Origin of the sequence: Luteibacter yeojuensis, from assembly GCF_000964085.1 — a bacterium.
Lineage (GTDB): Bacteria > Pseudomonadota > Gammaproteobacteria > Xanthomonadales > Rhodanobacteraceae > Luteibacter > Luteibacter yeojuensis_A.
This window is the reverse complement of sequence record NZ_JZRB01000007.1, coordinates 34,038-49,545: the sequence shown is the minus strand read 5'-3', so window position 1 is coordinate 49,545 and position 15,508 is coordinate 34,038. Positions and strand designations below refer to the sequence as shown.

16 protein-coding genes are annotated in these 15,508 nt (G+C 68.2%); 15 read left to right on the top strand and 1 reads right to left on the bottom strand.

Going from position 1 to position 15,508, the window contains the following annotated elements:
- Positions 1-157: 157 nt before the first annotated feature.
- The 14 genes from VI08_RS04030 to rbsB all read left to right on the top strand — a co-directional run bounded on the left by VI08_RS04030 (position 158) and on the right by rbsB (position 11,309).
- The gene (locus tag VI08_RS04030; protein WP_045828266.1) at positions 158-628 is read left to right on the top strand and encodes a GNAT family N-acetyltransferase; all 471 of its coding nucleotides are present in this window, start codon (positions 158-160) and stop codon (positions 626-628) included.
- A 44-nt stretch (positions 629-672) separates the two neighbouring features.
- Entirely contained in the window at positions 673-945 is a 273-nt protein-coding gene (gene lptM / locus VI08_RS04025) for an LPS translocon maturation chaperone LptM (protein ID WP_045828265.1), read from the top strand.
- 6 nt (positions 946-951) lie between these two features.
- On the top strand, positions 952-1,779 hold the full coding sequence (gene dapF / locus VI08_RS04020; RefSeq protein WP_045828264.1) for a diaminopimelate epimerase: 828 nt from the start codon (positions 952-954) through the stop codon (positions 1,777-1,779).
- A gap of 61 nt (positions 1,780-1,840) precedes the next feature.
- Positions 1,841-2,527, top strand: a complete 687-nt coding sequence (locus VI08_RS04015) for a DUF484 family protein (protein WP_045828263.1) — start codon at positions 1,841-1,843, stop codon at positions 2,525-2,527.
- The gene (locus tag VI08_RS04010; protein ID WP_045828262.1) at positions 2,524-3,426 is read left to right on the top strand and encodes a tyrosine recombinase XerC; all 903 of its coding nucleotides are present in this window, start codon (positions 2,524-2,526) and stop codon (positions 3,424-3,426) included. Before VI08_RS04015 ends, VI08_RS04010 begins: the two co-directional genes overlap by 4 nt.
- Positions 3,427-3,501: 75 nt before the next feature.
- Positions 3,502-4,035 (top strand): ATP-dependent protease subunit HslV, encoded by a 534-nt coding sequence (gene hslV / locus VI08_RS21630; RefSeq protein WP_045828261.1) that lies wholly within the window; start codon positions 3,502-3,504, stop codon positions 4,033-4,035.
- Between the two features lie 3 nt (positions 4,036-4,038).
- Positions 4,039-5,376, top strand: a complete 1,338-nt coding sequence (gene hslU, locus VI08_RS04000) for an ATP-dependent protease ATPase subunit HslU (RefSeq protein WP_045828260.1) — start codon at positions 4,039-4,041, stop codon at positions 5,374-5,376.
- 54 nt (positions 5,377-5,430) lie between these two features.
- A complete protein-coding gene (locus VI08_RS03995; RefSeq protein ID WP_045828259.1) occupies positions 5,431-6,048 on the top strand; it encodes a hypothetical protein in 618 nt (205 codons plus the stop codon).
- Positions 6,049-6,189: 141 nt separating this feature from the next.
- Complete coding sequence (locus tag VI08_RS03990; protein WP_045828258.1) at positions 6,190-6,543, top strand: gamma-butyrobetaine hydroxylase-like domain-containing protein; 354 nt, start codon at positions 6,190-6,192, stop codon at positions 6,541-6,543.
- A 92-nt stretch (positions 6,544-6,635) separates the two neighbouring features.
- Positions 6,636-7,532 carry a ribokinase gene (rbsK, locus tag VI08_RS03985; protein WP_045828257.1) on the top strand — a complete coding sequence of 299 codons (897 nt, stop codon included), beginning with the start codon at positions 6,636-6,638 and terminating at the stop codon, positions 7,530-7,532.
- Positions 7,529-7,927, top strand: a complete 399-nt coding sequence (gene rbsD / locus VI08_RS03980; RefSeq protein ID WP_045828256.1) for a D-ribose pyranase — start codon at positions 7,529-7,531, stop codon at positions 7,925-7,927. Before rbsK ends, rbsD begins: the two co-directional genes overlap by 4 nt.
- Entirely contained in the window at positions 7,927-9,408 is a 1,482-nt protein-coding gene (locus VI08_RS03975; protein ID WP_045828255.1) for a sugar ABC transporter ATP-binding protein, read from the top strand. The genes rbsD and VI08_RS03975 overlap by 1 nt, the downstream gene beginning before the upstream one ends.
- A 1-nt stretch (position 9,409) precedes the next feature.
- Positions 9,410-10,354: an ABC transporter permease subunit gene (locus VI08_RS03970; protein WP_198148833.1), complete on the top strand. Its 945-nt coding sequence runs from the start codon at positions 9,410-9,412 to the stop codon at positions 10,352-10,354.
- A 19-nt stretch (positions 10,355-10,373) separates the two neighbouring features.
- Positions 10,374-11,309 carry a ribose ABC transporter substrate-binding protein RbsB gene (gene rbsB, locus VI08_RS03965; protein WP_045828254.1) on the top strand — a complete coding sequence of 312 codons (936 nt, stop codon included), beginning with the start codon at positions 10,374-10,376 and terminating at the stop codon, positions 11,307-11,309.
- 114 nt (positions 11,310-11,423) lie between these two features.
- On the opposite strand, the gene VI08_RS03960 is transcribed toward rbsB, so the two are convergent.
- A complete protein-coding gene (locus VI08_RS03960) occupies positions 11,424-14,051 on the bottom strand; it encodes a DNA translocase FtsK (protein ID WP_045828253.1) in 2,628 nt (875 codons plus the stop codon).
- A 198-nt stretch (positions 14,052-14,249) separates the two neighbouring features.
- Here VI08_RS03960 and VI08_RS03955 point away from each other — a divergent pair, with 198 nt between their 5' ends.
- Complete coding sequence (locus VI08_RS03955) at positions 14,250-15,497, top strand: PQQ-dependent sugar dehydrogenase (protein ID WP_084621240.1); 1,248 nt, start codon at positions 14,250-14,252, stop codon at positions 15,495-15,497.
- Positions 15,498-15,508 lie beyond the last annotated feature (11 nt).

Sequence of the window (15,508 nt, the reverse complement as noted above, 5' to 3'; positions counted from 1 at the left end):
GGCGCAGTGTGTTCCTGCCCGTGGCGGCGCACAAGGCGACGCAGGGCGCGTTTCCGGGCAGGTTTAGGAAAAAGTCATTGATCCGTCGTGCCCACGGGTCTACAGTGCCGCGCTTGCCCCAATACCCCCACCCTTCGCGCCGGAGTCCCCAAAGCGCATGCGTCCACCCCCGGTAACCGCCGCGGTACGCGTTCGTCGCGCCGAGGTCAGTGACCTCGACGACCTGGTCGCCCTCGAAGAGGCGACGTTCGACACGGACCGCCTCAGCCGCGCCCAATACCGCAAGCACCTCGACAGCGAAACCGCGCAGGTGCTCGTGGCCAGTGCCAACCACCGCCGGTTCCTCGGTACCGCCGTCGTGTTCTACCGCAAGGGCACCACCGTGGCGCGCCTGTATTCCATCGCCACCAAGCCGCAGGCCCGTGGCAAGGGCGTGGGTTCGGCGCTGATCGAAGCCGCCGAGGATGCCGCGCGCTTGCGGGGCTGCCGCGCGCTCCGGCTCGAGGTACGCAAGGACAACGGCGTGGCCATCGGCCTGTACGAGCGCCTGGGTTACCACCGCATTGGCGAGTACGCGAGGTACTACGGCGACGGCGCCGACGCCCTGCGCCTCGAGAAGGCGCTTTGACGGCACGCAGGGCTATACTGGCCTCCGTTTCCGGGAAGAAGCCCATGCGCCGACTGATCCTGCCGCTCGCCATCGCCTGCGCCGCTGCCGCCAGCCTCCAGGGCTGCGGCCAGAAGGGCCCGCTGTTCATGCCCCCGCCGCCCGCGCCCGGCACCACGGCCAAGCCCGCGCCCACGCCGGCGCCGCAGGGCCACCAGGGCCAGTCGCTGCAGGACGCCACCAACCCGGCGGTGCAGCCGGCGCGCGCGTCCACCGTGGATTCGCCGGCCCCGGCCAGCTCGTCCATGACCCCGTTCAATCCCATCATCCACCAGTAACCCGCCATGGCCACGCGCTTCACCAAGATGCATGGGATCGGCAACGATTTCGTCATCGTGGATTGGCGCGAGGATGCCGGGCGCGTGCCTAACGCCGCCCGCATCCGGGCCCTGGCCGACCGGCACACGGGCATCGGCTTCGACCAGCTCATCAGCATCGAACCCTCGCGCGATGCATCGTGCGCGTTTTATTACGGCCTGTGGAACGCCGATGGTTCGCCCGCGGCGCAGTGTGGCAACGGCGTGCGCTGCGTGGCGGCGTGGCTTTACCGCGATGGCGTCATCGAGCGCAACGAGCCAGTGCGGCTCGAAAGCCCCTCCGGCCCGGTCACCGTGCGGGTGCTCGACGACCACAACGTCACCGTCGACATGGGCGAACCTGACTTCGACCCGGCGCGCGTGCCGCTCGACCACGCGCCGCACGCCACCTACACGTTGCACGCGGGCGGCGAGGAAGTGAGCTTCGGCGCCGTGTCCATGGGAAACCCGCATGGCGTGGTGTTCGTCGATGACCTGGCCGACCCACGCATCGACCACCTCGGCCCGTTGCTCACCGCGCACCCCATTTTCCCCCAGGGTGCCAACATCGGCTTCGTCCAGCGCGTGGCCACCGACCGGCTGAAACTGCGCGTCCACGAGCGCGGTTCGGGCTGGACCCAGGCCTGTGGCACGGGCGCCTGCGCCGCGGCCGCCGTGAGCCAGGCACTGGGCCTGGCCGCCCCCGTCGTGGCCGTCGAACTGCCCGGCGGCACGCTTACCATCGAGTGGCACGGCCCGGGCCACACGCTGTGGATGACCGGCCCCGCCGCCTTCGTGTTCGAAGGCGAAGTGTGACGCGGGCACGCGAACGCGGCACACTCAGCGGCAGCAAAGCATCACGAAGGACACCCGCGCCATGACCGACACCGCGATCGACGGCGACATCAAGCCAACCACGGTGGCGTCGTACCTGCGCCGGCACCCGGAGTTCCTCACCGAATACCCCGAGCTGGCCAACCAGCTGGTGCTGCCCAGCGCCAACGGCCCGGCCGCCTCGCTGGCCGTGCACCAGCTGCGCACCCTGCGCGAGAAAAACGCCGAGCTGGAAACCCGCCTGCGTGAACTCTCGTCCATCGCCGGCGACAACGAGACGCTGATGCGGCGCGTCCACGGCCTCATGCTGGCCCTGCTGGGCGCGGCCGACATCGAGGAAACGGTGCGCAGCGTGGTGCGCCGCCTCACCGACGATTTCAAATCCGAGCGCGTGCGCCTGGTGTTCTTCGGCGACCTGGCCGGCCTGCCCGACGAGCCCTGGCTGCTGCGCGAGCCGCGCGGCGCCTCGGGCCTGCCGGAATTCGCCTCGTTCCTCGCGCATGGCGACCCGGTCGCCGGGCGCCTGGCCCCCGACAAGCTGCACCGCCTGTTCGGCGACGCCGCGCCCGACGTGCGCTCGGCCGCGCTGATGCGCATCGGCCCCGATGCGCTGCTGGCCATCGGCAGCGGCGACAGCAACCGCTTCCACCCGGGCATGGGCACGCTGTTCCTGGACATGATCAGCACCACCGTGGGCTCCGCGATCGAACGGGCCCGGAAGGCCGCGTGACCCCCCGCGACGGCGTCGAGGCGTTCCTCCGGCACTTCGCCGCGGAGCGGGCGCCTTCGGCGCATACGCTGGCCGCGTACCGGCGCGACCTCGAAAAGCTGCTGGCCTTCATGGCCGCCGAGGGCATCGGCTCGTTCGACGACCTCACGCCTGACCGCCTGCGCAGCATGGTTGCCCGGGCACACCGCGGCAGCGGCAAGGGCAAGGCCGATGGCCTCCAGCCCGCCAGCCTGCAGCGCCTGCTCTCGGCGTGCCGCACCCTGTTCCGCTACCTCAGCCGCGAGGGCCAGCTGGGCCACGACCCGGCCGCCGCCGTCCGCGGGCCCAAGGTGCGCCGCAAGCTGCCCCAGGTGCTGGATGCCGACGAGGCCAAGGCCCTGGTGGAGACCAACCTGGGCGGCACGCTGGCCCCGCGCGACACCGCCATGATGGAGCTGTTCTATTCCAGCGGCCTGCGCCTGGCCGAGCTGTGCGGCCTGCGCTGGGGCGACCTCGACCTGGACGACGGCCTGGTGCGGGTGCTCGGCAAGGGCAACAAGACCCGGATCCTGCCGGTGGGCCGCTTCGCCGTCACCGCGCTGGCGGCGCTGAAAGCCGCCGGCGGCGCCAGCCCGGAGCAAGCGGTGTTCAAGGGCCGCGAGGGCGGCCCCATCAGCCCCCGTACCATCCAGAGCCGCCTGGCCAAGCTGTCCAGCGGCCACGCCAAGCGCGTGCACCCGCATATGCTCCGTCACACCTTCGCGAGCCACATGCTGGAATCCTCGGGCGACCTACGCTCGGTGCAGGAGCTGCTGGGCCATGCGGATATCGCCACCACGCAGATTTACACGCACCTGGATTTCCAGCATTTGGCGAAGGTGTATGACGCGGCGCACCCGCGGGCGAAGCGCAAGGGCTAAGAATCTCCGCTCTCTTGCTTCCCGCCCCGCCGTCCCCCACCTTTTCCGTTCCCCTCCAGCAGCGAAGCCCCCCCAATGGATCCGATGCACGCAACGACCATCGTCTGCGTCCGCCGCGACGGCAAGGTCGTCATCGGCAGCGACGGCCAGGTCACCCTTGGCAACACGGTGATGAAGGCCAATGCCCGCAAGGTGCGCCGCCTGGGCCGCGGCGACGTGCTCGCCGGGTTCGCCGGCGCCACGGCCGATGCGTTCACCCTGTTCGAGCTGTTCGAAGAGAAGCTGGTGAAGCACGGCTACAACCTCACCCGCGCGGCGGTGGAGATGGCCAAGGAATGGCGCACCGACCGCCGCCTGGGCCGCCTCGAGGCCATGCTGGCCGTGGCCGACAAGGACGCCTCGCTCATCATTTCCGGCAATGGCGACGTGCTCGAACCCGAGCACGGCCTCATCGCCATCGGCTCCGGCGGCCCCTACGCGCAGTCCGCGGCGCTGGCCCTGCTGGAGAACACCGAGCTGGATGCACGCACGGTCGCCGAAAAAGCGCTCAAGATCGCCGGCGATATCTGCATCTATACCAACCACAACGTTTCGATCGAAGAGCTCTGAGCGATGTCCGAACTGACCCCCCGCGAGATCGTCAACGAACTCGACCGTTTCATCGTCGGCCAGCAGGACGCCAAGCGCGCCGTGGCCATCGCCCTGCGCAACCGGTGGCGCCGCATGCAGCTCGAGCCGGGCATGCGCGACGAGGTCACGCCTAAGAACATCCTCATGATCGGCCCCACGGGCGTCGGCAAGACCGAGATCGCCCGCCGCCTGGCCACGCTGGCCAACGCACCGTTCGTGAAGGTGGAGGCCACCAAGTTCACCGAGGTGGGCTACGTGGGCAAGGACGTGGAATCCATCATCCGCGACCTGGCCGATGTGTCGTACAAGCTTGTCCGCGAGCAGGCCAAGAGCCGGGTGAAGAGCCAGGCCGAAGACGCCGCGGAGGACCGCCTGCTCGACGCCCTGCTGCCGCGCCGCCAGCCCACCGGCTGGGACGACACGGGTAGCAGCCCGCCCGCCATCGACAACGACACCCGCCAGAAGCTGCGCAAGCAGCTGCGCGAGGGCGCGCTGGATGATCGCGAGATCGAACTTGATTTCGCCATGAACGTGGGTGTCGAGATCATGACCCCGCCGGGCATGGAGGAGATGAGCCAGCAGCTGGGCAAGATGTTCCAGAACCTGGGCGGCCAGAAGTCGCAGAAGCGCAAGATGACCATCCGCCAGGCGCGCCCGCTCCTGGTCGAGGAAGAAGCCGGCAAGCTCATCAACGACGAAGAGCTGCGTGCCCGCGCGGTCGATAGCGCCGAGCAGAATGGCATCGTTTTCATCGACGAGATCGACAAGGTGGCCCAGCGCTCCGAATGGGGCGGCGCGGGCGTGAGCCGCGAAGGCGTGCAGCGCGACCTGCTGCCGCTGGTCGAGGGCTCCACCGTGTCGACCAAGTACGGCTCGATCAAGACCGACCACATCCTGTTCATCGCCTCGGGCGCGTTCTCGCTGGCCAAGCCGTCGGACCTCATCCCCGAGCTGCAGGGCCGCCTGCCGATCCGCGTGGAGCTGAATGCCCTGTCGGTGGACGATTTCAAGCGGATCCTGCGCGAGCCGAACAACGCCCTCACCAAGCAGTATGTTGCGCTGCTGCATACCGAGGGCGTGGCGCTCAACTTCACTGAGACGGGCATCGACCGGCTCGCGGACGTGGCCTTCCAGGTCAACGAGCGCACCGAGAACATCGGCGCCCGCCGCCTGCACACGGTGATGGAGCGCCTGCTGGAGCGGATCTCGTTCGAGGCGGCCGATAAATCCGGCGAAAACTACGTGATCGACGCTGAATATGTCGATAAAAACCTTGGTTCGCTGGTCAAGGATGAAGACCTCAGCCGCTACATCCTGTGAACTTACATCCTCTAAACACCGGAGGGGCCTCCCTCCGGTAAACTATTGACCACTATGGGCAAGGTTATCCAACTCAAAACGAACGGCCAGCGGGCGTCCCTGCGCGAAGCACAGGACAACGGCCAGCTCGTTCGCATCTGGCGCGGCGAACTCGAACACGGCAGCTTCTGCGGCTACGTGGGCGGTGTCGGCCGTGAATTCTTTTTGCTGTGGGTCATCGGCGACGGTGTCAGCTACGACGGCATGTACATCATGCGGCACCGCGACATCTCCGAGTTCGAGGCCCCCGACAAGCACGCCGGCTTCCTCGTGAAGGCGCTCGCGCTCAAGGGCATCGCGCCCACGCCGCCGGCGGATTTCCCGCTCGACGACATCACGCAGGTGGTGAAGGCGGCCTCCGCGCATGCGCCGGTCATCGGCGTGCATGTCGATAGCGAAGACGAAGCCGAGGTCTGCTACATCGGCCGCCTGGTCAGCGTGGAAGAAGACGGCTTCAACATGCAGGAGATCACCCCCGACGCGGAATGGCTGCGCGAGCCGTCGTTCTTCAGCTGGGATGAAGTCTCCACCGTCAGCATGGAAGATGCCTACGCCATGTCGCTGCTGGCCGTGGCAGGCGATCCGCCGCCGCTCGAGCAAGGTACCGGCGGCGGCTTCGGCCACGCCACCTGATCCGGACACTTCACGCAGGCATAGGTAGGAGCGCACCGCGTGCGCGACAGCTTTTCGCGATGATGTAGCAGTGGCTTGTGGGTTTGTCGCGAAGAGATGTCGCCCACGGGTGGGCTCCTACACGTACGCTGCCAGGTAATCATGACCCGCCCGCGCCCCCTCGACATCACCTTGCACCAGGCCTCGCGCGTCCTCGAGGTCAGTTTCGACAACGGTGAGCAGTTCCGCCTTCCCTATGAATACCTGCGGGTGAATTCGCCCAGCGCCGAGGTGCAAGGCCACGGCAGGGGGCAGAAGGTGCTGGTCGCGGGCAAGCGCCATGTCGGCATCGACGCCATTGAGCCCACCGGCCATTACGGCATCCTCATCCGCTTCGACGACGGCCATGCCAGCGGCATCTTTGGCTGGGATACGTTGCACGACCTGGGGCGCGCTCACGACACCGCCTGGCCCGCTTACCTTGCCGAGCTCGAAGCGAAAGGCCTCGAACGCTGAACAAACAGCACGCGCATGAAAGCATCGCGCGCTAGCAAGGCGTATATTTGCGCGCCATCCCCACTCCAGACCATCGAAGGGAGCCCCGTGGCATGACGCGCATCGTTGTCGTCGGCAGCATCAACATGGATCTCGTCACCCTGGCCCCGCGCTTCGCTGGCCCGGGCGAGACCATCACCGGTGACCGCTTCCTCACCATCCCCGGCGGCAAGGGCGCCAACCAGGCCGTGGCCGCGGCGCGCCTCGGCGCGCAGGTGGCCATGGTGGGCAACATCGGCGACGACGCTTTCGGGCAATCGCTGTACGACGGCCTCAAGGCCGAAGGCATCGATGTCAGCCACGTCACGAAGGTGGATGGCATCGGCAGCGGCACCGCCAGCATCACGGTGGCCGGGGGCGAGAACGCCATCGTCGTCATCCCGGCGGCCAACGGCCGCGTCACGCCGGCGCAGGTGGATGCCGCGCGCGAGGTCATCCGCGGTGCCGACGCGCTGCTGGTGCAGCTGGAGATTCCCCTCGACGCCGTCGACGCCACGCTGCGCATCGCGCAGGAAGAGGGCGTACCCGTCATCCTGAACCCGGCGCCCGCGCAGAAGCTGCCACGCGAATGGCTGCAACGGGTTCGCTTCATCACGCCCAACCAGCACGAGCTTGCCATGGTGCTCGGCGCGCCCGCCGATACCGATTTCCGCGAGCTGATGCGCCAGGCGCCGTGCCCGGTGGTGCTCACCCGCGGCGAAGACGGCGCGTGGTTCCGCGACATGGATGACGAGCCACGCCACCAGCCCGGCTTCAAGGTCGACGCGGTGGATAGCACCGGTGCCGGCGATACCTTCAATGCCGCGCTCGCGGTGTACCTGGGCGAAGGCCTCGAGGTGGCGGTGCGCAAGGCCTGCGCCACCGCCGCCATCGCCGTGTCGCGGCTCGGTGCGCAGGGCGGCATGCCCCGCGCCGACGAGGTCGCGGCCTTCCTCGGGAGCCACGCATGAAACGTAGCGGCCTACTGCACGCCGAACTCAACCGCATCATCGCGGCGATGGGCCACACCGACACGCTGGTGATCGGCGACGTCGGCCTGCCCGTGCCGCCTGGCGTGCCCTGCATCGACCTGGCCGTGCTGCCCGGCACGCCGCCGTTCGCCACGGTGTTCGAAGCCGTGTTCGGCGAGCTGGCGGTGGAAAGCGCCACGGTGGCCAGCGAGATCCATGCGCACAACGCCGCCATGGTGGCCTTGAAGCGGCGCCTCGAAAACGAAGGCGTGCCGGTCGGCGAACTCACCCACGACGACTTCAAGAACGCCACGGCCCGCGCGGTCGCGGTAGTGCGCACGGGCGAAACCTCGCCCTATGCCAACATCATCCTGCATGCCGGCGTCACGTTCTGATGGCCGCGCCCCTCATCCGCATGCACGGCATCCACAAGGCCTTCGGGCCCGTGCAGGTGCTTGAAGGCGTCGACTTCGAACTGCGCGCCGGTGAAGTCCACGCCCTGATGGGCGAGAACGGCGCCGGCAAGTCCACGCTGATGAAGATCCTGACGGGCATCTATGCACCTGATTCGGGCAGCATCGAGGTGGATGGCCAGGCCGTGTCGATCACGTCGCCCGCCGATGCCGAGAAGCACGGCATCGCCATCATCCACCAGGAACTGAACCTCATCCCGGCGCTCAGCATCGCGGATAACCTTTTCCTGGGCCGCGAACTGCACCACTTCGGCCTGCTCGACCGCAAGGCCATGGCAACGCGTGCGAAGGAATGGCTCGACCGCGTCGGCATGTCCAGGCTCGACCCGTCCACGCGCATCGAACGCCTCAGCGTCGGCCAGCAGCAGATGGTGGAGATCGCCCGCGCGCTTGGCCAGAAGGCGCGCGTGCTGATCATGGACGAGCCCACCGCCGCGCTGACCGAAAGCGAAACCACCACGCTGTTCAAGCTCATCCGCGAACTGCGCGAGCAGGGCACCGGCATCGTCTATGTGTCGCACCGCATGGAGGAGATCTTCGCGCTGTGCGATCGCATCTCGATCCTGCGCGACGGCAAGTTCGTCGGCACGCGCGATGTTCCCGGCCTTGCCTTCGACGAGGTGGTGAAGATGATGGTGGGCCGCACGCTCGATGCGCGCTACCCAACGCGCACGCCCAACATCCGCGAGGTGCGGCTGAAGGTGGAGCACATCAGCGGCGGCATGGTGAAGGACATCAGCTTCGAGCTGCACGCGGGCGAAGTGCTCGGCGTGGCCGGCCTGCTCGGTGCGGGCCGCACCGAAATGGCGCGCCTGCTGTTCGGCCTCGACAAGCTCGAATCAGGCAAGGTCACGCTCGATGGCACGGCCGTGACGCCGAAGACACCCACCGAGGCCATCCACGCCGGCTTCGGCTTCGTCACCGAGGACCGCAAGGCGCAGGGCCTGGTGCTCGACCTCAGCCTGCGCGAGAACGTCAGCCTGCCGCGTGTCCCCGCGCATGCGGGCCTTGTCGATCGCGGTGGCGAGAAAAAGCAGACCGCCGGCCTCATCGACGCGCTGAAGATCCGCACGCGCGACATGGAGCTCGATGTGCGCGCGCTCTCGGGCGGCAACCAGCAGAAGGTGGTGCTGGCCAAGTGGCTGGCCCTGAAGCCGCGCGTGCTCATCCTCGATGAACCCACGCGCGGCGTCGACGTCGGCGGCAAGGCCGAGATCTACCACATCATCAACCAACTCGCGGAGCAGGGCGTGGCCATCCTCATGATCTCGTCGGAACTGCCGGAGGTGCTCGCCATGAGCGACCGCATCCTGGTGATGCACGAAGGCCATGCGACGGCCCTGCTCGATGCCCACGGCGCCACCCAGGAAGCCGTGATGACCGCCGCGACCGGAGGCAAGTGACATGACGCTGCAAATGAACTGGAGCCGGGCAGGCACGCTGCTCCAGCGGCTGGGCTCGGTGATCGGCCTGCTGCTGCTTTTCATCGTGCTTTCGGTGATGAGCCCCGACTTCCTCACCACGGGCAACCTGCTGACGGTGCTGCGCCAGGTGTCGATCAACGCGCTGATCGCCTTCGGCATGACCTTCGTGATCCTAGCCGGTGGCATCGACCTTTCCGTCGGCGCCATCCTGGCCTTCACCGGTGCGATCACCGCGGGGCTGATGGCCTCGGGCCACGGCATCGTGCTCGCCATGGGCGCCGGCCTCGGCCTGGGCCTGGTGCTCGGCATGGTCAACGGCGTGCTGGTGTCGTGGGGCAAGGTCGCGCCGTTCATCGCGACGCTGGGCACCATGACCCTGCTGCGCGGGCTCACGCTGTCATACACCCAGGGCAGCCCCATCCCGGTCACCGACCAGGGCTTCGCGCTGATGGGCGGTGGCTACGTCGCGCATCTGATCCCGCTGCCGGTCATCTGGATGTTCATCGCGTTCGCGGTGTGCGGCTTCCTGCTGCGTGGCACGGTGTTTGGCCGCCACGTCGTCGCCATCGGCGGCAACGAAGAAGCCGCGCGCCTGTCGGGCGTGCGCGTCTCGCCGATGAAGGTGGCCATCTACGGCCTATCCGGCCTTCTCTCCGCGTTCGCGGGCATCGTGCTTACCTCGCGCCTGTATTCGGCGCAGGCCACGGCCGGCGCGGGTTACGAGCTGGACGCGATCGCCGCGGTGGTGCTGGGTGGCACCAGCCTCGCGGGCGGCCGCGGCTGGCTCTTCGGGACGCTGATCGGCGCGTTGCTCATCGGCTTCCTCAACAACGGACTGAACCTGCTGGGCGTGAGCTCGTTCTACCAGCAGGTGGTCAAGGGCATCGTCATCCTGATCGCCGTCCTGCTCGACAGGCGGCAGTGAACACCACGAGGCACATACCATGCGCAAACTGACTTTCCTCGCCGCCGCCGCGGCCACCCTCCTTGCCGCGTGCTCGCAGCAAGGCCCCGGCGAATCCGCACCCGCTGCCGCCGGCACCGCGGGCGGTGCCGCCGCCGGTGGCAAGCCCGTGGTGGGCCTGGCGCTCTCCACCCAGAACAACCCGTTCTTCGTCGAACTGAAGGATGGCGCGCAGAAGGCCGCCGACGCCGCCGGCGTGCAGCTCGTCGTCGTCGACGCGCAGGATGATCCCGCCCGCCAGATCTCCAGCGTCGAAGACCTGATCCAGAAGCGCGTCTCGGTGATCCTGCTGAACCCGACCGATTCATCGGCGCTGGCCGGCGCCGTGCAGTCCGCGCAGCGCGCGAACATCCCCGTGGTGACGCTCGACCGCGGCGTCGATGGCGCCGAAGTGGCCTCGCACATCGCCTCCGACAACATCGCCGGCGGCAAGATGGCGGCCGATTTCCTCGCCAAGCAGCTCGGCGGCAAGGGCAACATCATCGAACTGCAGGGCGTGGCCGGCACCTCGGCGGCGCGCGAGCGCGGCAAGGGCTTCGACGACGAGATCGCCACGACGGGCATGAAGGTGGTCGCGCAGCAGCCGGCGAACTTCGACCGCGCGCAGGGCCTCTCGGTATCGGAGAACCTGCTCCAGGCTAACAGCGATGCGCAGGCCATCTTCGCGCAAAACGACGAGATGGCTCTCGGTGCCGTGCAGGCGCTGGCTGGCAAGAACAAGAAGGTGCTAGTGGTGGGCTTCGACGGCACGCCCGATGGCAAGAAGGCCGTGCAGGATGGCCAGATGGCCGCCACCGTCGCCCAGCAGCCGGAAGAGATCGGCCGCCTCGGCGTCGAGACCGCGAAGAAGCTGATCGACAAGCAGCCGGTCGACAAATCGATCGCCGTGCCGCTGAAGCTGCTGACGAAGGAATAAGGCCGCCGCATCTGCGGCGCGCATCACCTGTAGGAGCCCACCCCCGTGGGCGACAGCTTTTCGCGAAGAGCTGTCGCCCACGGGGGTGGGCTCCTACCATTCAGGGCAAGGCTCTTATTCCTGCGGTGCCGGCGCGATCACGTCGCGCTGGCCGTTGATGCCCATCGGCGACACGATGCCAGCGTTTTCCATCGCTTCCACCAGGCGTGCCGCGCGGTTGTAACCGATGCGGAACTGGCGCTGCACGAAGGAGATGGATGCGCGGCGCGTGCGCAGCACGAACGCGGCGGCCTCGTCGTAGAGCGGATCCAGCTCGGCATCCATGCCGTCCTCGCCGCCTTCGCCATCACTGGCTTCGCTCGCGGGGCCCTGCAATATCTCGTCCTTGTAATCCGGCTCGCCGAACTGCTTCAGCCAGCCAACGATGCGGTGCACTTCCTCATCCGCCACGAACGCGCCGTGGATGCGCTGGGGATAACCCGTGCCCGGCGGCAGGAACAGCATGTCGCCCTGGCCGAGCAGGCTCTCCGCGCCCATCTGGTCGAGGATGGTGCGTGAGTCGATCTTCGACGACACCTGGAACGCGACGCGCGTGGGGATATTCGCCTTGATGAGGCCGGTGATGACATCCACCGAGGGCCGCTGCGTGGCGAGGATGAGGTGGATGCCCGCCGCTCGGGCCTTCTGCGCCAGGCGCGCGATCAACTCCTCGATCTTCTTGCCCGCGACCATCATCAGGTCGGCCAGCTCATCGATGACCACCACGATCATCGGCATCGTGTCGAGGTGCTCGGGGATCTCCGGGTGGGCCGGGAATGGATTGAACAGCGGCTTGCCGGCGGCACGCGCCTCGCGCACCTTCTGGTTGTAGCCGGCGAGGTTGCGCACGCGCAGGTCCGACATGAGCTTGTAGCGGTTCTCCATCTCCGCCACGCACCAGTTGAGCGCGTTGGCCGCGAGCTTCATGTCGGTGACCACGGGCGCCAGCAGGTGCGGGATGCCTTCGTACACCGAGAGCTCGAGCATCTTCGGGTCGATCATGATCATGCGCACGTCTTCGGGCGTGGCCTTGTACAGCATCGACAGGATCATGGCGTTTACCGCCACCGACTTACCCGAGCCCGTCGTGCCCGCCACCAGCATGTGCGGCGCCTTCGCGAGGTCGGCCACCACGGGCTCGCCTGTGATGCCCTTGCCCATCGCCAGCGTCAGTAGCGAATCGCTGTCGCGGTATTCGCTGGAATCCAGGATCTCCGACAGCGCGATCATCTGGCGCTGCTCGTTCGGCAGCTCCAGGCCCATGCACGTCTTGCCGGGGATCGTTTCCACCACGCGGATGGTGGTTCGGCCGAGGCCACGCGCAAGATCCTTCATCAGCGCGACGATCTGGTTGCCGCGCACGCCGACGGCGGGTTCGACTTCGTAACGCGTGATGACCGGGCCGGCGGACGCACCCACGACCTGCACCGGCACCTTGAACTCGCTGAGGCGCTGCTCGATGAGCTCGCCGGTCCCGGCCAGCTCGTGTTCGGAGATGGCGAGCTCGTCGTGCGACGCTGCCGCCAGCAGGGTCAGGGGCGGCAGGCTGATCGCGTTCGGCTGCGGCGAGCGCGGCGGCTTCGGCACGACGAGGGCTTCGATGCGTGGTTCGATGCGCACTTCGACGGCAGGCGATTCGTCGTTCGCCGCCACGGCGAAGCGCGACACCGGTGCGACGGTGGGCGGCGTGGGGATGGCAGGTGCGCGGGCCACGGGCGATTCCCCGTGCTGCACGCCGGTTTCGTCGGCGACATCACGCGCGGCTGATGCGCGCGAACGCGTTTCACCCGGTCGCGTGCGCTGCGTGGGGGCGAGGAACGCCTGGCTTTCCATCGGGCGGCGCCGGCCGATGAGCATGGGCGACGACGGCTCGGCGTCATGGCCAGCCGTCGTGTCCACGGGCGTGCGCGACGCGACCGTTACGGCGGGCGTCGGTGCGTGCTGGGACGCAGGAGGCGACTCGGTCGCCTGGCCTTGTGCCCGCGGCGCCAGCCATGGCTCGCTGATGACGGTGTCGGGGCGCACGCGGTGCCGCGGCGGCACGGGGGTGCTCACCGACGGGCGCACGCGCGTGCCGTGCAGCGGCTCGCCGCGGACCGTGCCCATGCCGATGGATGACGATGCCGATGATGGCGCGGGCTGCGGCGCATGCGCGGGTGAAGGCGAGGGCGCCGGCGGGGCAACTCGCTTCGACGCGGCGACCGCGGCGCGGCGGCGCGCGGGCGCGCGGTCGGCGCGGCGCACGGCACCCGCGGCACGACGGCCCGTGGCGCGCTCGGTGCCGCGGATGAACAGACGGCGGACGCCTTCGATGGCCAGCGCGCCGACCGGTTCCAGCACCGTCGTCGTGCCGGCGAGCGCGGCACGCCAGCCCACGCCGAGGTACCACGGCAGGGCGACGACGATGATGCCCAGCGCGATGGCGGCCGCGACGTAGCCACCCGACGAACCCGCGAACACCGCTGCAAGCGCGCGGCACACCAAGCCGCCCACGGCCGGGTCGTCGGTGTAATGGGCCACGACCAGGCCCTCGATAAGGCTGCTCGACAGCAGCACGAGGGCAAGGCCCGCCCAGAAGCGGATGGCACCGGGGCCCACCGCGGGCGGGCGCCGCCGCCGGATGAGGGCAGCGACGACACGCCAGGGGAGGGGGAGCAGCCAGAGGGTGGACAGCCCGAAGGCGCCGAACACGAATGAAAGCATGCCGAACCGCAAGAACCGAGCGAATGCGATAGTTTAGCGCCCCTTCGTGCGAAATGATGTGCAAAGGTGGCGTAACCCGCTGGCCGGGTTGGCAGAGTGCGCGGCTCGGCGGGCTTCCACGGATTACGGCGATTGCGACACACAACCGGACGCGCAGGCGACGTAGCTTTTTGCGACCACCCGCCCCCGGAGCCCACCATGCGTCCCCCCATGCCCGCGGTTTTCCTCCTCGCTGGCGTCTGCGCTGCGTCCATTGCCGATGCGCAGACGTCCACGAATTCGTACAACGCCCGTGTCGCCGGTGCCCAGACCGAGCCGCCCGCTCCCTTCGTCATCACCGACCTGGTGCCGTTCGACAACCCGTGGGGGCTCGACTTCCTGCCCGACGGCCGCATCGTCGTCACCGAGAAGAGCGACCACATGTATATCGTCGTCGCCGCCGGCACGAAGACCCCGGTGAGCGGCGTGCCCGCGTCGGTGGGTGCGAACGGCGGTGGTGGCCAGAGTGGCTTCCACGACGTGGCCGCGTCGCCCACCTTCGCGAAGGACCACACGCTGTGGTTTAGCTACGTGGTGAAGGCGGCCGATGGCAACAACCACCTGACGCTGGCAAACGCGCGCCTCGTCGAGACGCCCGGAACCGCGCGCCTCACCAACCTCAAGATCATCTGGCAAGAACCGTCGGCGTATTCGGTGCGCGGCCAGCCCGGCGCACGCATTGCATTTGATCCCGGTGGCCAGCACGTCTTCCTCTCGGTGGGCGACGGCGACATCCCGGACGCGAAGGGCGATCGCGGCTTCACCGCGCAGCTGCCCGACAGCGGCCTGGGCAAGATCATCCGCCTGAATCTCGACGGCAGCACGCCGGCGGATAACCCCAATGCGACCGCGCCAGGCGTGGCGGGCCAGGTTTACGCGACCGGTTTCCGCAACCCCTACGGCCTGGCCTTCAGCGAAGACGGCAAGCTGTGGGAAACGGAGATGGGCCCGGCCTCGGGCGACGAGTTCAACCAGATCGTGCCGGGCGGCAACTACGGTTGGCCGCTGGTGAGCAACGGCAACCACTACCCCGGCGATGCCTACATGCCGGGCCAGCCCTATCCCCGCCACGATACGGCACCCCAGTTCGTGGCGCCGTCCGCGTACTGGGGCTGGTTCCCGACCACCAGTTCGATGTCACCGTCGGGCCTGGTGTTCTACAAGGGCAAGCAGTTCCCGCAGTGGCGCGGGTCGGCGTTGCTGGGCTCGACGTCATCCATCGCGCTGTACCGCGTGGTGCTGGATGCCGCGGGCAACGTCACCGGCGTGGAACGCTACGGCCGCGATGCGAATGGCGTGTATACCGGCAGCGTCCGCGCCATCAAGGTGAACCCGTTCAACGGCAGCATCTGGTACATCCGCGGCGGCGGCGACGGGATGTTGCGGAAGATCATGCCGAAGACCTGAGGCAAGGACAT